The 23800-nt window shown below is 38.0% G+C and carries 22 protein-coding genes; 21 read left to right on the plus strand and 1 reads right to left on the minus strand.

Features of this window, described 5'->3' with window-relative positions:
• The first annotated feature begins 126 nt into the window (after positions 1-126).
• Entirely contained in the window at positions 127-1677 is a 1551-nt protein-coding gene (locus A2536_09270; protein ID OGF44727.1) for a hypothetical protein, read from the plus strand.
• On the opposite strand, the gene A2536_09275 is transcribed toward A2536_09270, so the two are convergent.
• Complete coding sequence (locus A2536_09275; protein ID OGF44728.1) at positions 1663-2697, minus strand: cation transporter; 1035 nt, start codon at positions 2695-2697, stop codon at positions 1663-1665. The two genes, A2536_09270 and A2536_09275, sit on opposite strands and share 15 nt — an antisense overlap.
• 138 nt (positions 2698-2835) lie before the next feature.
• On the opposite strand from A2536_09275, the gene A2536_09280 reads away from it, so the two are divergent.
• The 20 genes from A2536_09280 to A2536_09375 all read left to right on the plus strand — a co-directional run bounded on the left by A2536_09280 (position 2836) and on the right by A2536_09375 (position 23800).
• Positions 2836-3084 carry a hypothetical protein gene (locus tag A2536_09280; protein ID OGF44729.1) on the plus strand — a complete coding sequence of 83 codons (249 nt, stop codon included), beginning with the start codon at positions 2836-2838 and terminating at the stop codon, positions 3082-3084.
• A 123-nt stretch (positions 3085-3207) separates the two neighbouring features.
• The gene (locus A2536_09285) at positions 3208-3453 is read left to right on the plus strand and encodes a hypothetical protein (protein OGF44730.1); all 246 of its coding nucleotides are present in this window, start codon (positions 3208-3210) and stop codon (positions 3451-3453) included.
• 123 nt (positions 3454-3576) lie between these two features.
• Positions 3577-3759 carry a hypothetical protein gene (locus A2536_09290; GenBank protein OGF44731.1) on the plus strand — a complete coding sequence of 61 codons (183 nt, stop codon included), beginning with the start codon at positions 3577-3579 and terminating at the stop codon, positions 3757-3759.
• Positions 3760-3872: 113 nt separating this feature from the next.
• Positions 3873-4085: a hypothetical protein gene (locus A2536_09295; GenBank protein OGF44732.1), complete on the plus strand. Its 213-nt coding sequence runs from the start codon at positions 3873-3875 to the stop codon at positions 4083-4085.
• 38 nt (positions 4086-4123) lie between these two features.
• A complete protein-coding gene (locus A2536_09300; GenBank protein ID OGF44733.1) occupies positions 4124-5011 on the plus strand; it encodes a phosphoribosylaminoimidazolesuccinocarboxamide synthase in 888 nt (295 codons plus the stop codon).
• Positions 5012-5085: 74 nt separating this feature from the next.
• Entirely contained in the window at positions 5086-5943 is an 858-nt protein-coding gene (locus A2536_09305) for an HflC protein (protein OGF44734.1), read from the plus strand.
• Between the two features lie 24 nt (positions 5944-5967).
• On the plus strand, positions 5968-6240 hold the full coding sequence (locus A2536_09310) for a hypothetical protein (GenBank protein ID OGF44735.1): 273 nt from the start codon (positions 5968-5970) through the stop codon (positions 6238-6240).
• 51 nt (positions 6241-6291) lie between these two features.
• On the plus strand, positions 6292-7155 hold the full coding sequence (locus A2536_09315) for a protease HtpX (GenBank protein OGF44736.1): 864 nt from the start codon (positions 6292-6294) through the stop codon (positions 7153-7155).
• 46 nt (positions 7156-7201) lie between these two features.
• Entirely contained in the window at positions 7202-8119 is a 918-nt protein-coding gene (locus A2536_09320; GenBank protein ID OGF44737.1) for a hypothetical protein, read from the plus strand.
• An 18-nt stretch (positions 8120-8137) separates the two neighbouring features.
• On the plus strand, positions 8138-8728 hold the full coding sequence (locus A2536_09325) for a cytochrome B (protein ID OGF44738.1): 591 nt from the start codon (positions 8138-8140) through the stop codon (positions 8726-8728).
• A gap of 100 nt (positions 8729-8828) precedes the next feature.
• Positions 8829-10607 carry a hypothetical protein gene (locus A2536_09330; protein OGF44739.1) on the plus strand — a complete coding sequence of 593 codons (1779 nt, stop codon included), beginning with the start codon at positions 8829-8831 and terminating at the stop codon, positions 10605-10607.
• A gap of 449 nt (positions 10608-11056) precedes the next feature.
• On the plus strand, positions 11057-12268 hold the full coding sequence (locus tag A2536_09335; GenBank protein ID OGF44740.1) for a hypothetical protein: 1212 nt from the start codon (positions 11057-11059) through the stop codon (positions 12266-12268).
• A gap of 10 nt (positions 12269-12278) precedes the next feature.
• A complete protein-coding gene (locus A2536_09340) occupies positions 12279-13397 on the plus strand; it encodes a hypothetical protein (protein ID OGF44741.1) in 1119 nt (372 codons plus the stop codon).
• A gap of 23 nt (positions 13398-13420) precedes the next feature.
• Complete coding sequence (locus tag A2536_09345) at positions 13421-16495, plus strand: metal transporter (GenBank protein OGF44742.1); 3075 nt, start codon at positions 13421-13423, stop codon at positions 16493-16495.
• A gap of 304 nt (positions 16496-16799) precedes the next feature.
• The gene (locus A2536_09350; protein OGF44808.1) at positions 16800-18449 is read left to right on the plus strand and encodes a methionine synthase; all 1650 of its coding nucleotides are present in this window, start codon (positions 16800-16802) and stop codon (positions 18447-18449) included.
• A complete protein-coding gene (locus A2536_09355) occupies positions 18437-19900 on the plus strand; it encodes an asparagine synthase (glutamine-hydrolyzing) (protein OGF44743.1) in 1464 nt (487 codons plus the stop codon). Before A2536_09350 ends, A2536_09355 begins: the two co-directional genes overlap by 13 nt.
• On the plus strand, positions 19900-21051 hold the full coding sequence (locus tag A2536_09360; GenBank protein OGF44744.1) for an NADP transhydrogenase subunit alpha: 1152 nt from the start codon (positions 19900-19902) through the stop codon (positions 21049-21051). Before A2536_09355 ends, A2536_09360 begins: the two co-directional genes overlap by 1 nt.
• Positions 21052-21059: 8 nt before the next feature.
• Positions 21060-21761: a hypothetical protein gene (locus tag A2536_09365; GenBank protein ID OGF44745.1), complete on the plus strand. Its 702-nt coding sequence runs from the start codon at positions 21060-21062 to the stop codon at positions 21759-21761.
• 124 nt (positions 21762-21885) lie between these two features.
• Positions 21886-22734, plus strand: a complete 849-nt coding sequence (locus A2536_09370; GenBank protein ID OGF44746.1) for a hypothetical protein — start codon at positions 21886-21888, stop codon at positions 22732-22734.
• Positions 22735-22768: 34 nt separating this feature from the next.
• Complete coding sequence (locus tag A2536_09375) at positions 22769-23800, plus strand: hypothetical protein (GenBank protein OGF44747.1); 1032 nt, start codon at positions 22769-22771, stop codon at positions 23798-23800.

Raw genomic sequence — 23800 nt, forward strand, 5'->3', positions numbered from 1 at the left:
GTTGTTTTAGTCAGTGAAGTGAGCGAAAGAACTGTGAACGATAAAGGTTGAAGTAAATATTGGGTTGGACAACCCTAAAGATAGTGCAGAAACAACCTGGAGGAATATGAGCTTTATAAAAACTATATGGAGCTGACAACTTTCAATCAGATAGTCTTGTCTGTTATTTTTATTTTCCTTAATGGATTCTTTGTTCTTGCCGAATTTGGTATTGTTAAAGTCCGGCATACTCAGCTTAACAGTCTGATTATCCGTGGAAATAGAAAAGCTAAAATTACGCAAGACATTATTAATAAATTAGATTACTATCTTAATGCCTGCCAACTTGGAATAACTATAGCCAGTATCGGACTGGGCTGGATCGGAGAACCGGTCATAGCCGGAATAATCGGGTCTTTACTTCCGGGCTTTTTAACCGAGCATGCTTTACATATAATATCATTTACAGTTGCATTTGCAATAATAGCGTTTTTGCATATTGTTATAGGGGAACTTGTCCCGAAATCCATTGCAATAAGAAAGCCATTATCTTCTGCTCTTTTTTCTGCGTTACCTCTCTATATGTTTTCTAAAATATTTTATTTGCCGCTCATTATATTAAACAAGAGCTCAAATATGATATTAAGAATAATAGGAGTTCCGCCGGAAATGACATATCACATAGCATATTCTGAAGAAGAATTCAGAGCAATACTTTCGGAATCTCAACAACAAGGTAATTTTTCACTAAACAGACTTTTTCTTACAGAAAATGCTCTTAATTTTGGGAAATTAACAGTTTCAAGTATAATGGTTCCTTTTGAAAAACTGATAGTACTTTATATTGATAAACCCTGGAAAGAAAATTTAATAATAATAAAACAATATAAAAGAAGCAGATATCCTTTATGTCAGGGAAACAAGGGCAATATTCTTGGTTATATCCATTTAAAGGATATAGTAATCTCAAATTTAGATACTGAAACACCGGGAATCTTAAAGCAAATATTAAGACCAATAATATTTGTCATGTCTAATGTTCTAATAGAAGACTTGTTGAGAGAGTTTCAAAAAAGCAAGGCTCAAATAGCCCTGATTAATTCTGATAAAGGTCAAACAATAGGTTTTCTTTCATTTGAAGATATTGTTGAAGAACTTATAGGAGAAGTGCAAGATGAATTCACAACAGAAGTATTTGTGCATTTATCTGATCTAATCAGGAAGGAAGGTGTTATCGCTGACATGGGTGATATTGATAAAAAAGAAGCTATCAGCATATTGATAGACAAGGCCGCGGTTTTATATCCCGAACTTAATAAAAAAGAATTAGTTGATGAAGTATGGAGAAGAGAAGCAATGCTATCTACGGCAATCGGAAGTGAATTAGCTATACCTCATGCCAGAGTAGATGTATCTAAGACTATAATAATCTTTGGAAGATCAAAAGAGGGCATAGATTTTAACTCCTTTGATAAAATTCCGGTAAAACTAATATTTCTTGTCATAACTCCGGTTTCTACACCAATAATGCAACTTCGAATTTTGGCAAAAATTGCGAAAATTGCAGAAAGCTACATATTTAGACAAAAATTAATGGAAGCAAAAAACGAAGATGATATATATAAGGTAATAGGATTGACTGATTTTTCATATCCTGTCGAGACGAGAGCTGCAAAAGAAGCTTCAATGGACGAGTAGTATTATAATAAAATAAAAACCTAATACAGCAAGTCCTACCGGAATTCCGAATTTTGCCCAGTCTTTGCTTTTAATTCCAAGTTTATTTGCGGCAATTATGTTGGGGATGTTCCCGGGTATTAACATTCCGCCGGAAATAAGAAGCGCAACAAGTGCGGATTTTATTTGATACAAACTCATGCTCGGAGCTATTTCAGCTGCGGTTAAAGTGGCATTGTCAAGCACGGCAGAGAAGATATTTATCCAGTAAAGTATTTCCGGAGATATTGCGGCAATATAATTGTCGATAAGGGGTTTGAATCCGGTGCCTAGGAAAATAAGAGCCATTACAAAAAGATAAATCTTTCCGGTTCTCATAACGATGTTCTTAAAATGTTCCTTAGACTTCTCTTTTAATCCTGCACCTTTTGATAGATGTTTACCTGAAAAGTACGCTGCAATTGCTCCAAAAATAAATAAAGAGGAAATTATATACAGCCATAAATGAGTTGCTAAAAACCAAAAACCTGCAAAATACGGAGCACCTTTTAATTTTGCTGTCGCAATTGTGGAAAGAGGTTCACCTATGGGGGTGAGGGCAGCTCCAAGCCCAATAGAAAAGCAGGATAGAATTACAAGTTTGGTTTCATGTTTCTTGTCAAGTTTTAGGTGAGAAATCACTTCTACGAGTACCAGGGCAGCTATTATTGCAGTAATCATGCTGGATGCTAAGCCAAGTGAAAATACGAGCAAAAAAGAAAATAATCTTAATCCCATTAAATTGACCATGCGATTTACATTGTCTTCGATAAAACCTTTAAGTTCCCGGAATAATAATCCGGCAATAAGTACTGCCGCGGTAATTTTTATAGGCTCAACCAGAGCTTCTTCAATAATGTGGAATGACCACTGTGATGTTACTGAAACGGCCAAAACGCCCATTGAAAATAAAAATAGTTCTAGATTTTCCTCTACTTTTTTAATGGCAAAAGGAAGAATCAGCACGATAAACAATATTATAAATAAAGCTACAATAATCATTTCTTAATAACCACTCCTTTTTGTTATATCGGACAATGGTTATCATATCAAAACGAATGAGTATATTCCATCATTAACGGCCTCTTATATTATACTCTGTGAACAAATACCTGTATTTCTTTTTATGGGAACATTCTAATGATTAAGGTTGTCTATGTATACAGAAGGAAAGCGGAGATATTTATTTGCAATTATGGAGGAGAAATGACCAGTAAAAACGCAAGTAATGCGCCATCAGCAAAGAACAGTATCGGCAAAGAAAAACTATTGAAGGAAATAGAGAAAAAGTCATACGAGCTTTTTCTCAAGAGAAACGGCAGGCATGGTGATGATCTTCAGGATTGGCTGGATGCGGAAAAGATAGTCAAGAAGCAATTCGGAATATAGTAAAAATCGTGTTATTTTTGAGGCTACGGCCCTATTTTTCAACACTGTCGGCCTTTTATCTTGCTTTAAAAGCAGGGGTATTGTATAATTCCATAAGAATTTGAGTTCGGGAAAAAGATCAAAATGAAAATAATAATTCTAGTTGCCATAGTGCTAATCAGTATATGTACCTATGCTTTTGGTATTTCTATTAATAATGATTATGCAAATAATGCTATAGAATACTCTGAATTATGTGATCAAGACGAAGTTGTATATTTTAGAAATATGTGTATTTTAGCAGATGAAAATAAAGGCAGCCGTATTTACTTTAAAAGCCAAACAATTAAAGAAAACCTTGTCAAGAACTTCTTCCATCCTCCCAGATAATACCTCAAAATATTCACACAAGTAATCCTGTACAAGCCAATCAGAATGTTAGATATAATAATTATTTAAAAGAGAACAATAGCTCTCAAAAAGCGCTAAGGGCTGCATTGCTCCGGAGGAATTATGACTAATAAGACAGAGGTGCCGTCATCAGAAAAGAGAAATATCAGCAAAGAAAGACTGCTGAAGGAAATAGAAAACAAGGCATATGAACTGTTTTTTAAGAGAAACGGAAAGCATGGAAGCGATCTTGCAGATTGGTTGGAAGCGGAAAAGATAGTTAAAAAGCAATATGGAATAAAGTAGAGATATTTTAATGGTCAGAAGCGGCCGGGAGGGGGTCATAAAAGAAATATAGTTGCTTGGACTCTCCCGGAACCGCTTATTGAAAATACAAAGTATTGGCGGAGAAATGCAAGATGGATAATACAAAAAAGGATATTCTGGGGCGAAAAAAAGATAAGTATTGCCATGAGAAACTTGTTTTAAAACTTGAATTGAGGCCGCGTGATTCACTTTCCAGAAGAACCGGGCGAGGCGGGCGCGATTGTTCAGCCTGGTTTGAGACGGAAAAAATGAAAAACAAATACTCCAATATAGACTGGAGAAGTCATATAAACCAAGAGATATGAATGAAAACAATTAAAAAGGCTGTTTGGAGGTGCCAATTATGAGTCATAAAGCGTTACGTGTGACGAGATTTCATGATTTAGAGTTTCTAAAAAGAGGAAAAGTAAGGGATATATATGATCTTGGTGATAAGCTTTTAGTTGTTTCTACCGATAGAATATCTTGTTTTGATGTGGTTTTGCCGACCTGTATTCCTTACAAAGGTGAAGTTTTAAATCAGCTGTCTATATTTTGGTTTAAGTTCACTAAAGACATTGTTGATAATCATTTGGTCACAGGTGATTCATCTGGATTTCCAATTGAATTGAATAAGTATAAAGATGAATTATTGGGACGATCAATGATAGTTAAAAAGGCAAAACCTATCCCTATTGAATGCGTTGTCAGAGGTTATCTGGCCGGTTCGGGATGGAAAGAGTATAAGAAAACACAGTCTGTATGCGGGATAAAACTTCCTGCCGGATTGAAAGAATCCTGTAAATTAGCAGAACCTATTTTTACGCCTTCCACAAAAGAAGAAACAGGACACGATATTAATGTCTCAGAGGAATATGTCAGCAGGGAAATTGGAACAGAAACTATTAAAATGCTGAAAGAAATAAGTTTTAAGCTTTATAAAAAAGTAGGTGAATACGCAGAGTCAAGAGGCATTATTATAGCGGATACAAAATTCGAATTTGGGATATTAAATGACAAGATAATTCTTATTGACGAAGTATTTACTCCTGATTCTTCAAGATTTTGGTTGAAAGAGAAATATAAAGAAGGTTTTAGCCAGCAAAGTGTTGATAAACAATTTGTCAGGGATTATCTTGAGAAAACAGGGTGGAATAAAATGCCCCCTGCGCCGGAATTACCTAAGGATATTGTAGTGAAGACAAGTCTAAAGTATATTGACGCTTTTACAATGCTTACTGCTGAGATTTAAGATCATTTTGTAATTGTGGGGAGACAAAAAGGATATCTAAATAACAGATTATGTTAACAAAGGAGGACAATAAAATGGATGAAAGAGAATTATACGAGGCAGTGAAGTCCGGAATGAAGAAAAGCTCTGTCAGGCTGGCAGTGATTGCGGGTGCAATTTTGGTTGGTCTTCTGCTTCTTAGACCATGGGTGCAGATTGGGGCAGGTGAGAGAGGTATAGTCCTTAATTTTGGGGCTGTTCAGAAGGTAGTGCTTGGAGAAGGGCTGCATTTCAGGATCCCTATAGTACAGCAGGTTGTCCTGATGGATGTTAAAGTTCAAAAATCTTTAACAGTTTCTGCTGCTTCCTCCTCCAATCTCCAGGAAGTAAGTTCAGAGGTTGCGCTTAACTATCATATAAGTCCGGATAAGGCAAATGTTGTCTATCAGTCCCTTGGGATAGAATTTAAAGAACGAATAATTGATCCTGCGGTGCAAGAAGTGGTGAAAGGTGTATCCGCTAAATATTCAGCAGAAGAGCTTATCACAAAGAGACCCTTGGTAAGCGAGGAAATGAGAAAAAATCTTGCTGAGAGACTTCTTACATACAATATTATAGTTGATGCATTTTCTATAGTCGGGTTCAGCTTCTCAAAAATATATTTGGAAGCTATTGAATCGAAGCAGACAGCGGAGCAGCTTGCACTAAAAGCTACAAGAGATTTAGACAGGATAAAGATTGAGGCGGAGCAGACGATTGCAGCAGCAAAAGCACAGGCTGAATCCCTAAGGCTCCAAAGAGCGAATATCTCAACTGATCTTATAGAGTTGAGGAAAATAGAGGCAAATCTTAAAGCAATCGACAAATGGAACGGAGTACTGCCGCAGGTCACAGGCAGCGGGGCAATACCATTTATTGGGGTCGGCGATGTACAGGGAAGAGCAGGTAAATAGTCATAAAAAAGAAGGAGCGGTCGATTGAGTAGGTTTGTTATTCTCCTTGCAATTTTAGGTATTGCTGGCGGTATGATAGCCGGAAGAAAAGGGCGCAATCCCATAATGTGGTTCATACTATGCGCCCTTTTCCCTTTGCTTATTATTGTTATTGCATTGTTTCCGGCCAGGGCATCTAAAGGGTATACCAAAAAGTGTCTTTACTGCGCAGAAATCATTAAAAAAGATGCAGAATTTTGTAAACACTGCGGCAAGGAGCAGCCTATTGAGATGGTGAAGGTGTCTTCTGATAGATAAAACACGGTTTGAGTTAAATATTGGGAAAAAATATGTTTAGGAGGGACTAAAATGAATTATGTCAAAACATTGATTTTGTTGGTACTAATGGGAGTTCTGATTGTTTTTGTGGGAGGATTAATAGGCGGTAAAACAGGAGTTATTATTGCTTTTGCTTTTGCTTTAATATTTAATGTCGGCAGCTATTGGTTTTCCGACAAAATAGTTTTGGCTATGTATGGAGCTAAACCTGCTTTGGCTTCGGATGCTCCTGCTGCACATCAGATTCTAAAAAATTTAACAGCGAGGATGGATCTTCCGATGCCAAAGCTGTATATAATAAACATGGAAGCGCCTAACGCCTTTGCTACAGGAAGAGATCCTGCGCACGCTGTCGTTGCGTTAAGTCCGTCGCTTTTACAGCTTCTTGACAAACATGAAATAGAAGCGGTTATAGCACATGAATTAATGCATATAAAAAACCGTGACATTCTGGTAATGACAATTGCCGCAACGCTTGCGACCGCCATAGTTTCTATAGCCAGAATAGCCCAATTTGCCTCGCTGTTTGGCGGGGGTAGAGACAGGGAGAATAATAGCGGAAATGTTATAAGTGTTATTGCTCTGGCGATTATAGCTCCTCTCGCCGCAATGCTTATACAACTTGCAATTAGCAGAACCAGGGAATATCTGTCTGACGCAGATTCAGCAAGGATTACAAACAGACCAAATAGTTTAATCTCGGCGCTGCAAAAGATCTCCGGTTATGCAAAAAAGAATCCTACTGAAACCGGGACTCCGGCTACTTCACAGCTATTTATTGTAAATCCCATGAAGGAGAGCTTTATAGCAAATCTATTCAGCACCCATCCGACACTTGGACGAAGGATCAAAAATCTGGAAAAAGTATCAAGAGAGCTGGGACAATCGAATTAAGTTTTACCGTATGTTTGAGTACTGAAAAAAATATTAGGGGAGTGTTATGTCTCTATCATGGTGGGTAGGTTTTAATATCTTCATTATTGGAATGCTTGTTCTGGATCTTGTTGTGTTTAACCGCAAAGAACACGTAATAAAAATGAAAGAAGCCCTGTCTTGGACTGCTGTTTGGATAACATTAGCACTAGTTTTCAATTTGTGGGTGTATTATGCGTATGGACAGGAAAAGGCCCTTGAATTCTTTACCGGTTATCTGATAGAGAAGAGCTTAAGTATAGATAATATATTCGTTTTTTTAATGATATTTTCCTACTTTCGGGTGCCTAAAATTTACCAGCATAAAGTACTCTTTTGGGGTGTGCTTGGCGCAATAATTATGCGTACAATATTTATAGTCGCGGGGGTTTCATTAATTCAGATGTTTCATTGGACAATATATGTCTTCGGTTTTTTCCTGGTTTTGGTTGGGATAAAAATGCTCTTGCAGAAAGATAAAGAAATAGATCCGGAAAACAACCCTGTCATAAAATTATTCCGTAAGATAATGCCGGTAACAGATACTTATGAAAAAGATAAATTTTTTATAAAAAAGGAAGGCAAATATTACGCCACTACGCTATTTATTGTTTTGGTGGTAATTGAAACCACAGATGTTATTTTTGCCGTGGATTCCATCCCTGCGGTACTTGCTATTACGCAGGATGTATTCATAGTGTATACATCTAATATCTTTGCCATATTGGGTTTGCGGGCCTTGTATTTTGTGCTTGCCGAAGTAATGCATTTATTTCACTACCTTGTATACGGATTGTCCTGTATTCTTGTTTTTGTTGGGATAAAGATGCTAATATCTGACTTTTACAAAATAGATACTTTGCCCGCATTATTAGTTATAGCAATAGTGATTCTGGTGTCAATAACGGCGTCCATTATTTTCAAGAAGAAAGAAGAAAAACGTTGATACTGCTAGAGGAATAATGTGAAGGTATTACGAAAACTATATGACTGGACCATACATCAATCTAAGAGCAAAAAAGCGCCCTTTGCTCTTTTTTCTATTGCGTTTGCCGAGAGTTCATTTTTCCCTGTTCCGCCTGATGTATTGCTTATTCCTATGGTTATCGCAGAAAGGAAAAAGTGGTTTTCATATGCTTCAATATGCACTCTCGGTTCAGTTCTTGGGGGAATACTTGGGTATTTTATCGGCTGGGGTTTATATGAGTCTGTAGGAAAAGCGATTGTGGATTTTTATAATTTGGAAGCAGCTGTGAAAATAGTCGGTATAAAGTTTTCTGAAAATGCTTTCCTGACTGTTTTCACCGCGGCTTTTACGCCTATTCCCTATAAAGCCATAACCATTGCCGGAGGAATGTTTCTTATTTCTCTGGAGGTTTTAATCATAGCCTCTATAATTGGGAGGGCTGCGAGGTTTTTTCTTGTAGCCGGTGCTTTAAGAATATATGGTAAAAAAATACAGGAGCTTATTGAAAAATACTTCAATATACTCTCAATGGTGTTTATGATTCTATTGATAGGCGGTTTTGTAGTGCTTAAATATTTTATGAAGTAGATCTGAATTTGTCGGAGCGTTTAATGCCTGCGAAAGAGGTCTCAAAATAATTCCAATGAAAAAAGACTAAGATAACAAAAAAGCAAAAAGGAAAATCGCAATGCCGATTATGAAAAAATATCCATTATTTCCTAACAAGGCAAGAAGAAATCGCAATCTGCAGTTAGTTATTATAACTATTGCCGTTGCAATCGGGCTTTTCTTCGGAGTTAGGGCGTTTTTCTACAAAAGTTTTCAAATCATGAGTCATTTAAAGACGGCTAAAAGCAGTATATTAAAAGGCAATTATGATGCAGGTTTAGACGAGCTAAACAAGGCATTGGCAATTAATCCCGAGTATGCGCTAACTTACGATGGGTTTGGCTATTTATTTGTCCATAAAGGCGAAATTGTAAAAGCAAAAGAATTTTATACCAAGGCTCAAGAAAATAAAGTAAAAAATAGTAGAATATTTGATCATAGAAAAACAGGTTTTGATTATATTTCCAAGGGGAAATATTCACTGGCTTTTGTAGAATTTGAACACTTAAATAATATTGCGAATAAGGATTTAAAAGGCACTTTTGGCATAGGCCTGGCGTATCATGGCATGGGTAAAATAAAAGAAGCTGTTGATTCCTATGAGAATGCTTTGAATATCAGTCCTAAAAACTCGCAAATAATCAGTTATCTTGAAAAAGCAAAAAAGGAAAGAGATGCTAAAAGTGTTGCATATATTCTAGATAAAAATGGCAACCCTCTTTTTAAGAAAGATATTAAAGACGGTAAATCCTTATATCCTGCGGAAAGTGCAACAGATAAGATTATAGGAATTAATACTGAGGAATATGGAAAATTTGGTGTTGAATATACCTTCAGGGAATATATCCCGGGTAACGAAATCACACTTACGCTGGATTTAGATATTCAGAAAGCTGCAACTTCAGTATTGTATGATCAAATGGGTTCTATTGTCGTTTTAAAGCCTCAAACCGGCGAGATTTTAGCAGCTGTCAGTCATCCCAAATTCAACCCTGCCGGAATAGATAAGAAATTCGGCGCCTATAAGTATAATACAAACAAAGTGTTTCTCAATCGCGCTTTTGATAAACTTTATGAGCCGGGTTCCATATGTAAAATAATAACAATGGCCGCCGCACTTGAAGCAAATGCAGATATGAAGGATATTTTTCCTGTGCAGTGCAAAGGTTCTGTCGGTATTGACAAACAAACCTTCTGGTGCTGGGAAAAACACGGGAAGGTTAAAGATCTGAATCAGGCGGTTGCTCTGTCGTGCAATGTTGCTTTTGCAGCGATAGGAAATCATCTTGGTAATGATAGATTGGTTGAATTTGCCACCCGGTTTGGTTTTAACTCTACAATCGATATGCAGTTCCCTGTGTTAATCAGTACTGTAGGACTTGAAGCAGAAAGTAAGATTGAGGTTGCGGAAAAAGCGAATGGGCTGGGAAAAGATTACAAAATCACACCACTTCAAGCGGCTATGATCGTAGCAACTATTGCTAATAACGGGGTTTGCATGAAACCTTATCTGGTAAAGGAAATTAAAAACATTAAGGGTGATCTGATTTATGAAAACAAACCGATTCTCTTTAAAAATACTATTAAAAAAGAGACTGCTGATGCTGTGAAGAAGCTTTTAACAGGTGCAGTGACAAATGGACTCGGAAAGAAAGCCAAAGTAGACGGTATTACTGTTGCCGGTATAACCGGAACAGCTGGATCTTCTAAAAAAGGCCTTGACGGGTGGTTTATCTTCCTTGCTCCCGCGGAAAACCCGGAAATTGCAGTCGCTATAATTTGCGAAAGCGGCGGGAAGGGAATGGATATAGCTGCTCCAAAAGCAAAACAGCTGATACAGCAGATTCTTAAAAAGTGAAAGATGGGAACATATTTATGATATAATTTGTCTTACAAGATAGACATTTAAACGTACTACATGGAGATGCAATAAAAATGAAGCATTTATCTGTATTTGCTGTAATAGCGGTGTTTTTGACTATTTCAGCATTTTGTAATTACGACTGTGACGGGTGTACTGATGATTTACCCGAGCATTGTGATATTTGCTGCAATTGCCATAATTATATTTTCAAAGCGAGCATAATCGAAAAGCCTTGTTTTACTGAGATTAAGACTGTTTTTAATCATACCCCTTCTTATTCTGAACTCTTTGTTCTTGATATAGAAAGACCCCCCACTCCAGAAGCCCAGCTTTAATTACCAATCAACGATGGTTGCCTGAAAAATAATATTCTATATTATCACTCTTATTCATTATGCAACTATCTCTTAAAAAGTATTTCATTTGTTGTTTGGAGGTTTTAAATGATTATTAAATCAACGCTAATTATTTTGTTTTCTTGTGCTGTTTTTATGGTGCCCCTATATGCTCAAGAAGCGCTTACTTTAAAAGAAATTCTAACAACGGCTAAAGAAAATAATCCGAGAATGGTAAAAGCACGGAAAGGCATTGATGCTGCTAAAGCGCGGCTGATTACCGCCAAGACCTGCCCTAATCCGGAAATTGATTTTTCTACCGGTAATTTTCAAGATGTTCTGAATAATCTGGAATTTGGAATCGGACAGGAGTTTGATCTCTTCGGCAAGATTGGCGTGCGTGAAACAATTGCCGAGGCAGATATTTCTTTAGCCAATGAAGAGCTTGCTATTGTCTGGTCTGAGATTGCTTTCGAAATAAAAAGCGCACACTACGACCTGCTTTTAATGGAAAAGAAAAAGGTTTTGGCTCAGGAAAATTTAGATATTTTTCGCAGGTTTGTTGACAGCGCTCAGCTTAGATATAATTCTGGAAGTATTCTGCTTAACGAGCTAACAAGGGCCAAGATTGAGCTTTCTCAGGCGGAAAATGAATACTTTCTTTCCGACAAGGAACTTAGAGCTTCAAAAATCCGGTTTAATCTTATGGTGAATAAACCTGTGAACTTCGAGTTTACGTTGAGCGATTCGCTTGTATTTGAACAGGGAATATTTGAATGCAAGCAGCTTACGCAAAAAGCACTCGTGAATAATCCGGAAGTGAAAATAAAACTGGAGTTTATCAAGAGGAATCTAAAGGAGATTGAACTGGCTCAAAGGGAAGTGTTTTTAAATCCAAAATTTGGGTTTACCGGTAAGCATGAGGCGGGCGTTTTATCTATAGGGGCCGGAATCACCATTGGTTTGCCGCTTTGGAATCAAAACATAGGCGCCATCAAAGAGGCTGAGTTAACATCAAAACAAAGTAATCTGGATATTGAGTATTCCAAAAAGCAGATTGAGGCGGCCATTTATGAGGCTTGTCTGGAAGCTGAATATACAGCGAAGCAGGTCGGCAGCTATAGGAAGAATATTGAGCAGTCCGTCGATGTTCAAAGACAAGCTGACCTGCAATATAAAGAAGGTAAAATTGATTTCTTAACATTTCTGGACAGCTTAAGAACTGTTAAGAGTGTTAAATTTGGATATTATGAAGCGGTGGTTAATTATGGCAAAATTGCCGCGTTAATTAAGAAATTGACCGAACCCGGTCTAGAATAAGGAGATAACTGTGAAAATAATATTAGGTGTGTTCTTTTTGACAATACTGATACTCTTGAATATCGGATGCAGTAATAGTAAAAGCCCCGATTCTCATGCGGCTCATGAGGAAATGTGCTCAGAGCATGGTGTTCCTGAGAATATATGCATACAGTGTAAACCTGCCCTGGCGGAAGTTTTTAAAGCTAAAGGTGACTGGTGCAAGGAGCATAACCTTCCTGAGTCACAGTGTACAGGTTGTAATCCGAAAGCAGCAGGGAAATCTGAGGTAAAAGACAGTCACGGACATAGTACAGGCGAAGCAAATACTATTGCCGTTAGCGAGGAATCAAAAGAAAAAATGGGTATCAGCCTTGGAACCGTTGCTTATCAAAACATAGATGAAGTCTTTTCCGTAACCGGTGAGATAGCAAAAGATACGGATAAAGCATTCCATGTTATCTCCAAAAAACAAGGTAAGGTTGTTGAGGTTAAGGTTCAATATGGCAGCAGGGTTCAAAAAGACAGTGTTTTAGCTGCAGTAAGCAACGACAAAACAGGCGTTTTAGAAGAAATCCGGTCTGATTATGCCGGTATAATTACAGGTGTAAATGCAGCTTCCGGGCAACAGATAGATGAAATTTCATCTTTGTTTACAGTCTCTGACTTAAGCAATATCTTTGCCAACTTTGATATTTATGAGAAAGATGCCGGAAAAGTACAGGTAGGTCAGAAAGTAAAAGTAACCGCATCGGCATATACTGATAAGGTTTTTACCGGAAAGATATTGTTTGTTTCTCCTAGAATTGATGATACATCCAGAACTATCAAGGTACGCGCAGAGATAAATAATAATGAATATCTTCTTAAACAAAACATGTTTATAAGCGGAAAGATTATTATGGCCGGAGGGCGTTTTCTTGCTGTCCCCGTAAAATCTGTTTATCAAGCCAAAGACAAGAGAATGGTTTTTGTCTCTAAGAACAAAGCTGAGTTTGAGACAAGAGAGGTAGAGCTTGGTTTTGAGGATGATGTGTTTGTTCAGGTAAAGAGAGGTCTTCGCGAAGGTGAAAAAGTTGCTGTTGACGGTAGTTTTCTTTTAAAATCCGAGCTTCTTAAATCAGCGATGGGAGACGGATGCGCTGAATAACCTAACCACAGGAGAAATTATATATGGATAAAATATTGTCTTTTATACTGCGTCAAAGGTTTATGGTTATTTGTTTTACCCTGGTACTCATTATCGGGGGTATCGTAGCCTGGCGGAGTCTGCCTGTTGATGCATTTCCCGATGTAACAAATACACAGGTAATGATTCTAACTCAAGCTCCAGGACTTGCGCCTGTAGAAGTCGAACGCCTCATTTCAACCCCGCTTGAAAAAGAGATGAATGGGCTTCCTGATACGACAATGGTTCGCTCTCTCTCGAAGGAAGGTCTTTCTCAGGTAGTCGTTGTTTTTGAGGATAATACCAATGTCTATTTTGCCAGACAAATTGTCTTTGAACGGATACAGGCGGCTAAAGGCAGTCTGCCTGAAGGCTTTGAACCGGAGTTGGGCCCAATTAGTACCGGACTGGGAGAAATATTTCAATATACACTTGAAAGTAAGAGCGCGAATCTGACAGAGCTTCGGTCAGTTCAAGATTGGATTATCAGCCCTCAACTACGTTCGATATCGGGAGTCACAGAGCTAAACTCATTCGGCGGATTTGTGAAACAGTATCAGGTAATCGTTGACCCTGACAAGCTTGTTAAATACAAACTAACGCTACAGGTTATTACGGAAGCGTTGAGAAAAAATAATTCTACAGCCCCGGCAAATTATATTGTTAAAGGTGAAGAACAGATAGTAGTACGCGGAGACGGGCTCATACGCGGAGCGGACGATATCGGTAATATAGTCGTAGCTACAAATGACGGAGTCCCTGTATTTGTTAAAGATGTTGCAGCGATACAGATAGGGCACGAAATAAGATGGGGCGCAGCAACGCGAGATGGGAAGGGTGAGACAGTTTGCGGCATGGTGATTATGCTAAAAGACGCTAATTCCAAGATCGTTGTTGATAAAGTAAAAACAGAAATAAAAAAAATAGAAGAAAGACTGCCAAACGGTATAAAAATAAAACCGTTTTATGACAGAACAGATCTGATTAATGCATGTATTAATACTGTTGTAAAGGCTTTGCTTGAAGGCGGAGTGTTAGTCATTATAGTACTATTTCTCTTTTTGGGTGATGTTCGCGCGGCAAGTGTTGTGTGCCTGGCACTTCCGCTTTCTGCGCTTATTACTTTTATTATGATGAGATGGTTTGGCCTTTCAGCAAATTTAATGTCCTTGGGCGGTCTTGTTGTTGCAATGGGAATGATCGTTGATTCAAGCATAGTTATTGTAGAAAATATCTTCCGGCATCTATCCGAAAAGAAAGGATTGTCGGCCGGAGAAAAAGTTGGCGTATGCCTTAGGGCAACGACAGAAGTTGCCCGGCCTGTTTTCTTTGCGATATTAATCACTATCATCACCAAAGTTCCTCTTTTTGCCTTACAGGCGGTGGAAGGTAAGATGTTTAGACCTATGGCGTTTACTTTGATATTTGCCATGGCAGGCTCACTTCTAATTTCGCTTACTATTATACCTGTTATAAGCTCTTACCTGATAAAGGGGAAGTCTAAAGACGAAGAAAATGCCGTTATCAGATGGATAAAGAGACTGTACCTTCCTCTTCTTCATACGGCCATGAAGTTTAAGAAAATAACAATGGTCATTTCTCTTGTCGTTTTCCTTATTTCTGTATATTTGGTGAAATTTGTAGGTACCGAATTTTTGCCGTACCTTGATGAAGGTGCAATAGTTATTAATGTAGTAAAATTTCCTACAGTGTCGCTTGATGAATCAAAGCGTATAGGGGAACGGGTGGAAAAACTGCTACTCGGGTTTACTGAAGTTGATAATGTTGTCACGAAGACCGGCCGCGCAGAGATTGCTGAGGATCCAATGGGGCCGGAGCAGAATGATGTGTTTATAACGCTTAAGCCAAAGAAATATTGGAAGGCAAAGTCAAAGCTGGATCTTGTCGGTCAGATGGATAAAGAACTTTCAAAAATAAAAGGAATTAAGTTAAACTTCTCTCAGCCGATAGCGCTCAGAGTAAACGAGCTTATCTCCGGAATAAAGTCGGATGTTGCAGTAAAAGTATTTGGCTACGATCTTGAACTTCTGGCGCAGAAAGCAATTGAAATTGAACATGTGCTCGCAGGGATTCCGGGTGCAAAAGATATAAAAGTGGAGCAAGTGGGAGGATTCTTACAGCTAAATATTGAGATTGATAGATTGGCAATCTCTCGCTATGGAATAAATGTTAGCGATGTGAACGAGATTATTGAAACAGCTATAGGCGGCAAGACCGTAAGTACAATTTATGAAGAAGATCGCAGGGTTAACCTTGCGGTACGTTTTCCTGAGACCTATCGCAATAGTGAGAAGGCAATACAAAATATCCTTATTACATCTCCGCAAGGTCAGAGAATTCCACTGGGACAGTTGGCTAAGATAAAATTGGTAGAAGCGCCAAACCAGATAAGCCGTGAAAATGGGATGCGTAGAGTAGTCCTTGAAGCGAATGTTCGTGGAAGAGATATTGGAAGCTTTGTTGCGGAAGCGCAAAACAAGATAAAAAGCATTGAAACTTCGCTTCCTTCAGGTTACTTCATTGACTGGGGCGGGCAGTTCGAGAATCAGCAGCGTGCGATGAAAACTTTGACGATTGTTGTTCCGATTGTCATATTTATAATATTCATTATGCTATTCTCAGCTTTTGGCTCGTTTAAACCTGCCACGTTGGTTATCCTGAACTTGCCATTCTCCTGGGTAGGCGGCATTTTGACGGTGTATTTCTTTAACATCACCTTGAGTGTTTCAGCCATAGTGGGGTTTATTACGCTTTTTGGTATAGCCGTAGCAAATGGTACAGTGCTTGTGGCTTATTTTATACAACTGCGCCGCGAGGGGATGGCTCTCAAAGAGTCGGTAATAAAGGGCTGTGAAGTTCGGCTTCGACCTTTACTCATGACGAGTCTAACTGCAATATTAGGACTCATTCCTGTCCTATTAGCCAGCGGTCCCGGGGCGGAGATTCAGAAACCGCTTGCTGCCGTAGTAATGGGCGGACTTGTTACATCGTTCTTTCTTACCATGGTAGTGCTTCCTGTACTATATAGTTGGTTTGAAAAAGAAAAAAAGAGCATTTAAGGCGGATTTTATTAGAGGACGTAAATGCATTTAAATACGTTAAAATGCAACGGCAAGTTTTACAATTGTTCTTCTGTTCTTCCGGCTGGATCCTCTTTGGGACTATTTTAAAACTATGTTTGTCTGCGACAGTTATTTCAGCTGCTGTTTAGAGATTGACATCAACAATAATCCTTGTTAAAATGTAAATAATATAATGGGTTCGGGAAAAACACTTCCCGGAGGAAATGAGTGGTCGGGCCGCCATTCAAGCGTAAGCTTGAATGGTTTTTTGTTTTTAGGAGGATTGTTGAAAAGTAATGTAATTTATAAGAAAAAAGTCATACTGGGTGCGACTATAGGTAGTTGTGTCCATGTCGCGGGTATATTTAATTTTCTAAGTTTAGCGAGAACCGAGGGATATAAATCCATATTCTTAGGCACTTCTATTCCTATAAGGAGTTTAATTGAGTCAATTAAAAAAACAAAACCAGATATAGTTGCTGTGAGTTATCGATTGACTCCGGAATCCGTACTAAAAGTATTTAATGAGTTGAAAAAGGGTGTTAACGAAATAAAAACGGAATTAATATTTGGCGGGACAAAGCCGGTTGCTGAAATAGCCAAAAAAACAGGTATCTTTAAAAAAGTATTTACAGGTGAAGAGTCAATTGATGAGGTGAGAAATTACTTAAAAGGAATAAAGGACGGAAAAAAAGATAAAAATTTTGCCGACACTCTTGTAAATAGAATAAACGCGTCATATCCATATCCTTTAATAAGGCATCATTTTGGAAGACCTACAATGAGAGAAACAATAAAGGGTGTAAAACTGATAGCTGAATCAAAAGTGCTGGATGTATTATCTCTCGGTCCTGATCAAAACGCACAAGAGCATTTCTTTCAACCTGAAAAAATTGATAAAAAACAAAATGGTGCCGGCGGCGTGCCTCTGCGAAAACCTGCTGATTTAAAAATAATTTATAAGGCAAGCAGGCGGGGTAACTATCCCTTGGTTCGATGCTATGCGGGTACAAATGACCTTGTAAAATGGGCGAAAATGTCGGTAGCTACGATACGTAATGCCTGGGGTGCTATTCCCTTGTGCTGGTATGGTGTTCTTGACGGCAGGTCCTCACGCAATATGATGAAAACGATAGAAGGAAATCAAGAAACCATAAGATGGTATGCAAAAAGGAATATCCCGGTAGAAGTAAATGAATCTCATCAGTGGAGTTTGAGGGATGCTCACGACAGCCTTGCGGTTGCTTTAGCTTATCTTGCTGCTTATAATGCAAAGGCGCTCGGGGTAAAGCACTATGTTTCTCAGTATATGTTTAATACTCCTGCTGGGACGTCGCCGAGAATGGATCTGGCGAAGATGCTTGCAAAAAAAGAAATGATAGAAAGCTTGTCAGGGAAGAACTTTAAAGTTTATACAGAAGTTAGAGCCGGATTGACCAGTTTTTCTTCTGATATGGATATTGCAAAAGGGCAGCTTCCTGCATCAGGTGTTTTAAGTCTGGCGTTACAGCCGCATATATTTCATGTTGTCGGGTTCAGCGAAGGACATCATGCTATTAAGGCCGAGGAATTGATAGAAAGCTGTAAAATAATTCACGGAATGCTCAGAAATACACTGACAGATTTTCCTGAACTTACCCTCGATCCTCTTGTCCAAAAAAGGAAGAAAGAACTTATTAACGAGTCCAGGTTGATATTAAAAGCTCTGAAGCTTTTGAGGGGAAACAAAAAGAAAGATGCTTATGTTGACTCATTTGTTCTTGCCTCAGCTGTGAGAATCGGATTGTTCGATGCTCCTCAATTGAAAGATAATTCTTACGCAAAGGGGAGTATAAACACTCGAATATTGAACGGATGTTGTGTTGTATATGATGACAAAGCAAACAAGGTTGTAACTGAGAAAGAAAGAATCAGGAAAATATTTAGAGGAGAAGGTAAATGTGTGGAATAGTAGTAGTTGAAGGGAAGTGTTTACCGGGCGAAATGGAAAAGATGCTCCTTTCTATTAAATATAGAGGTCCTGATGATACCGGAACTTATATTAAGGATAATATAGCGTTGGGGCAGGTTAGACTTTCAATAATAGATGTTAAAGGCGGACACCAGCCGATTTTTAATGAAGATCTAACGAAGTGTATAGTATTTAACGGAGAGATATATAATCATAAAGAGTTGAGAGCAAAACTGAAAAATAAACATGTCTTTAGCACAAAGACAGATACTGAAGTTATTCTGCATCTATACGAAGAGGAAGGTCCGGATTGCATTAAAAAGTTGGACGGGATGTTTGCATTTGCCATATATGATAATGGTAAGCTGTTTATTGGAAGGGATAGGATAGGCATTAAGCCTTTATATTTCGGAGTAAAAAAAGAAACGATATATTTTGCTTCGGAGATAAAAGCATTGCTGGATTGCGAAAGGGTATCCGTATTTTTGCCGGGTTACTATTATATTTCGAAAGAGGGTTTTACAAAATACTATGAACTCCCTGATAAAGTTTCTATAAGTGCTGATATTAAAGTTATAACGGCGATGGTGGAGCGATTGCTGGAGAAAGCTGTTCAAAAGCGCTTAATGTCAGATGTTCCAATAGGTGTTTTTTTAAGTGGAGGTGTTGACAGTAGTATTATCGCAGCTCTTATGAAAAAAAGCATCGAGGATCTCAATTCGTTTACCGTGGGAATGAAAGGCTCAGACGATTTATACTACTCAAAATTAGTTGCAGATAATCTTAAAACAAAGCATAATGAGTTTATCTATACATGGGAAGATATGCTTAAAGTACTTCCTGAAGTAATATATCATCTGGAATCGTTTGATGCCCCTCTGGTTCGGAGCGCGATACCGTCTTATTTTCTTGCTAAACTGGCAGGTGAACAGGTGAAAGTTGTATTGGCAGGTGAGGGTGCTGATGAATTGTTCAGCGGGTATAAATATCTGGGAAAAATAGCCGAGAAGAAGGATTTAGATCTGGAATTGCGAAAAATAACCGGAAATTTACACCAGACAAATCTTCAAAGAGTTGACAGAATGACAATGGCACATTCTGTTGAAGGAAGAGTTCCGTTTCTGGATTCTGAATTTCTGTCTTATGTTATAAGTATTCCTGTGGAACTTAAGCAGCGGCATGACAAACAAGAAAAGTGGATACTGCGAGAAGCCTTCAATGAATATCTGCCTATAATTATAACAAACCGCCCAAAACAGAAGTTTTCGGACGGGGCGGGATCAATGGAACTATTAAAAGAATATGCCGAGAAGAAGATAACGGATTCCGATTTTAAAAAGGAAAATAATAGTAGAGTGAGAACGAAAGAAGAACTTTTGTATTATCGGATATTCAAAGAGAGATTCCCGGATAAGGTGATGCAATGCTTTGGTAAAACAGAGGTGTTCTAATGAATGAAGCGTCAGAGATAAAGCTTAAACAATTAATAAAACAAACGGCCGAAAAAGGCAAAGCCATTACCTTTTGTATTTTGGGAGCAGGGCATGGAGGGATGGCAATGGCAGGTCACCTTTCTATAATGGGATTTCCGGTCAGATTGTACAATAGAACCGATGAAAAACTTAATGCGGTTAGATGGCATGGTGGAATAAGGGTTGAAGGGGAAATTGAAGGATTTGGAAAGATAGATAAGGCAACGGCTAATATCGAAGAAGCAATAACAGGCGCTGATGTACTCATGGTTGTTACACCTTCTACAGCTCATAAAGATATAGCTGAACTTTGTGCGCCTTATTTAAAAGAGGGTCAGATTATTGTGCTTAATCCCGGGCGTACCGGTGGAGCTTTGGAGTTCAAAAAAACACTCAAAGATAAGAAGGCAGAAGAGATGGTAATTGTCTCAGAAACACAGACATTTATTTATGCCTCAAGAGCCGTATCCGGTTCGGAGGCAAATATTTTCAGGATAAAGAATGCCGTAGCCCTTGCAACACTTCCTGCGCATTGGATTTCTGAAACCCTGAATGTTATCAGGCAAGCCTTTCCTCAATTCGTTGCCGGAGATAATGTTTTAAAGACAAGTCTGGATAACATCGGCGCCGTATTTCATCCGGCATTAACAATTATGAATGCAGGCAGGATAGAGAATACCCGCGGACGTTTTGAGTATTACCTGGATGGAGTAACACCCTCGGTGGCAAAAATCCTTGAAGCGATAGATAAAGAAAGGGTTGCAGTTGCCGAAAAACTGGGAATCAGGCTCTTAAGCGCAAGAGAATGGCTTTATCTTACTTATGATTCCCCCGGAAAGAATCTTTACGAAGCAATACAGGAGAGCAGCGGGTATAAAGGAATAAATGCGCCTTCCAATATCAATCACAGGTATATTTTTGAAGATGTGCCGATGAGTCTGGTGCCTCTTTATTCCATAGGTCAGATGCTGGGCATTAATATGCCGACTATCAAATCAATTATAGATTTTGCATGTATAATGCATGATAAAGATTATTTTAAGATTGGCAGAACTGTAGAAAGTCTCGGTCTTTCAGGGATGTCAGTCAAGGACATAAGACAATTAGTAGTAGGTATTGAAAAGGTATAGGAGGAATGATGAACATTCAGCTTTCGGAAGTAAATCTGCTGTTAAATAAATTTCTCGAATATTCTCCGCGGATACTTATCAGCCTGGTTGTAATACTGGTCGGTTGGCTTATTGCGGTCTTGATTCGTTTCTTGGTTGCAAAGACACTGGAGTTGATAAAGGTAAATATATTAGCGGACAAAATAGGAATTACTGAAATATTAAAGAAAGGCAAGATTGATTATACAGCCTCAAGGCTTGCCGGCATAATATTTTTCTGGCTTACAATTATGATAACGTTATTTGCGGTCGCCGATATTGCCGGCATATCTGTTCTTGAACCCATTTTCAAAAGAATGTCTGAGAACATTCCTAATATCGTCTCATCGATAATAATTCTTATTGTAGGCGGTCTAACGGCTTCTTTCCTTGGAAATTTCGTTCAAACAGTTGCAAATAATGCTGCTTTCCCACATCCGGGGTTGTTTTCAAAGGGTACAAAGTATGCAACGATGATTTTGGTGCTTATCCTTGCCTTTGAAAATCTTAAGATTGGATCCGGAATAATTAGTTATACTTTTTTAATTATCCTTGCTGCGACAACTTTCGGGATTGCGCTTGCTTTCGGCCTTGGCTGTAAAGAAATAGCCAGAGACCTTGCTGAGCAATTTATTAAAAATCTTGAAGAAAGAAACAGAAAAGGACCAAAAGGTCCTGATCTGGAAGGGTAATCAAAAGGAGCGAAACATGTCCGAATATTTAGTTTTAGTGATAGTATTTGGTTTAGCTATTGCCATGTTTATTGCCATTAAAAGAAGCGAGAAGAAATAAAAATATTTATAAAGGAGTAATTAAATGAGGATAGGCGAATATTTAGGCAGGAAATCAAAAGTCTTCATTATAGTGCTGGGCGTTTTGTTGATGATAATGCTCGGTATTACTGATACGCTAACAGGATATGAAATATCTTTTTCAATATTTTATTTAGCGCCTATTCTACTTGTTGCGTGGTTTTCCGGAAGAACATCTGCTGTATTTATATCAGTCGCCAGTGCAGTAACATGGCTTATTGCAGATACAATTACTGAGCACAGATATTCTAATTTCGTAATACCTCTCTGGAATACGATAATGAGATTGGGGTTTTTCTTGATAATTAGTTATTTAGTGACTGCTACTAAAAAAAGCTTAGCGTTTGAAAAGGATTTGGCAAGAATAGATACACTTACAAAAATAGAGAATGGACGGGGTTTTCTTGAAAAGGCTAATTTGGAAATAGACAGGGCCTTAAGGTTTAATCACCCGCTTACTATTGCCTATCTGGATATTGATAATTTTAAAAAAGTAAATGATGCTTTTGGGCATAGCGCAGGAGATGATTTATTGTCAACAGTTGCTGATACGATCAAGGAAAATGTTAGAACGGCCGATATAGTTGCAAGATTAGGCGGGGATGAGTTTGCCATTATATTGATAGAAGCCGGGGAAAAAGAAGCAAAAACAGCAATTGACAAAGTATATAAAGGTCTTACGAAGATTGTTAAGAAAAATAAATATCCAGTTTCATTCAGTGTAGGGGTTATCACATATAATAAGATGCAACACGAGATAGACGATATGATAAATAATGCTGACGAGTTAATGTATTCTGTAAAAAAGCACGGTAAGAACATGGTTAAATATAAAGTTGTCGGAAAAAGATAATAATTATGAGAATACAGTGTTATAAAAGGATTGGATGATGCTAATTTTCATATTAGTCTTAGTTTTGATGCTTCCGCTACTGTTTAAAAAGATTGAGGAGGCGTTGGAGATATTCCTATTAATCATGGGTGTTGTTACCATAACTGTCACATCGCAATGGAGTGCGCATCTAATAAAAGAAATATTACTGGAGCCGGTAAAGATAACGATTGCCGTATTCTTGGCAGGGCTAATTTTCAGAGTTGTTCAAAAACCATTGGAAAAAAACATCAGCATTGTTGCCGATAAATTAGGTGTTAAAATGTTTATTTTTTTACTTGTTGTTGGCTTGGGCTTGCTTTCAAGTGTTTTTACAGCAATTATCGCAGCGTTAATATTGGTAGAAATTATCAACTTACTGAATTTATCACGTAATGCCAAAGTGAAGATTGCGGTTTTGACATGCTTTTCTATAGGATTTGGTGCTGTTTTAACTCCATTGGGAGAGCCACTTTCAACAATCATTATTTCAAAGTTAAAGGGACATCCACATTTTGCGGATTTCTGGTTTTTGCTAAATAATTTATGGTATTTTATCCTACCGGCAATAATCTTTATCGGTTTCATTGCATCTAAAGTAGTTGGTATTGACAATGGACCGAAGGATATACAAAAACAAGAAAAGCACGAAAATTTGGCAAATATTCTGTATCGATCATTAAAAGTATATATTTTTGTTGCTGGGCTTGTATGCTTGGGTGTCGGACTTAAGCCTTTGATAGATCAATACCTATCAAATACTTCAATTTATGTTCTTTATTGGATTAATGTTTCCTCTGCTTTTCTGGACAATGCAACACTTGGAGCTGCAGAAATAGGACCATCATTAAGCTTACCACAGATTAAGACAGCTGTCTTAGCTCTTATAATATCCGGAGGCATGCTTATCCCGGGGAACATCCCAAATATAATCACAGCAAATAAGCTTGGTATTGGCAGTAAAGAGTGGTTGAAAATAGGGGTTCCATTTGGGCTTGTTCTGCTCATAGTTTATTTTATTATAATTGTTGTTATAAATCATATCTGA

The organism is Candidatus Firestonebacteria bacterium RIFOXYD2_FULL_39_29 (assembly GCA_001778375.1).
In the GTDB taxonomy this organism is placed as follows: Bacteria; Oederibacteriota; D2-FULL-39-29; order D2-FULL-39-29; family D2-FULL-39-29; genus D2-FULL-39-29.

Excerpts from the sequence above, each read along its gene's own strand:
- A2536_09270 (OGF44727.1), top strand. The coding sequence starts at position 127 with ATGGAGCTGACAACTTTCAATCAGATAGTCTTGTCTGTTATTTTTATT.
- A2536_09275 (OGF44728.1), bottom strand. The coding sequence starts at position 2,697 with ATGATTATTGTAGCTTTATTTATAATATTGTTTATCGTGCTGATTCTT.
- A2536_09280 (OGF44729.1), top strand. The coding sequence starts at position 2,836 with ATGATTAAGGTTGTCTATGTATACAGAAGGAAAGCGGAGATATTTATT.
- A2536_09285 (OGF44730.1), top strand. The coding sequence starts at position 3,208 with ATGAAAATAATAATTCTAGTTGCCATAGTGCTAATCAGTATATGTACC.
- A2536_09290 (OGF44731.1), top strand. The coding sequence starts at position 3,577 with ATGACTAATAAGACAGAGGTGCCGTCATCAGAAAAGAGAAATATCAGC.
- A2536_09295 (OGF44732.1), top strand. The coding sequence starts at position 3,873 with ATGGATAATACAAAAAAGGATATTCTGGGGCGAAAAAAAGATAAGTAT.
- A2536_09300 (OGF44733.1), top strand. The coding sequence starts at position 4,124 with ATGAGTCATAAAGCGTTACGTGTGACGAGATTTCATGATTTAGAGTTT.
- A2536_09305 (OGF44734.1), top strand. The coding sequence starts at position 5,086 with ATGGATGAAAGAGAATTATACGAGGCAGTGAAGTCCGGAATGAAGAAA.
- A2536_09315 (OGF44736.1), top strand. The coding sequence starts at position 6,292 with ATGAATTATGTCAAAACATTGATTTTGTTGGTACTAATGGGAGTTCTG.
- A2536_09320 (OGF44737.1), top strand. The coding sequence starts at position 7,202 with ATGTCTCTATCATGGTGGGTAGGTTTTAATATCTTCATTATTGGAATG.
- A2536_09330 (OGF44739.1), top strand. The coding sequence starts at position 8,829 with ATGCCGATTATGAAAAAATATCCATTATTTCCTAACAAGGCAAGAAGA.
- A2536_09335 (OGF44740.1), top strand. The coding sequence starts at position 11,057 with ATGATTATTAAATCAACGCTAATTATTTTGTTTTCTTGTGCTGTTTTT.
- A2536_09345 (OGF44742.1), top strand. The coding sequence starts at position 13,421 with ATGGATAAAATATTGTCTTTTATACTGCGTCAAAGGTTTATGGTTATT.
- A2536_09355 (OGF44743.1), top strand. The coding sequence starts at position 18,437 with ATGTGTGGAATAGTAGTAGTTGAAGGGAAGTGTTTACCGGGCGAAATG.
- A2536_09360 (OGF44744.1), top strand. The coding sequence starts at position 19,900 with ATGAATGAAGCGTCAGAGATAAAGCTTAAACAATTAATAAAACAAACG.
- A2536_09365 (OGF44745.1), top strand. The coding sequence starts at position 21,060 with ATGAACATTCAGCTTTCGGAAGTAAATCTGCTGTTAAATAAATTTCTC.
- A2536_09370 (OGF44746.1), top strand. The coding sequence starts at position 21,886 with ATGAGGATAGGCGAATATTTAGGCAGGAAATCAAAAGTCTTCATTATA.
- A2536_09375 (OGF44747.1), top strand. The coding sequence starts at position 22,769 with ATGATGCTAATTTTCATATTAGTCTTAGTTTTGATGCTTCCGCTACTG.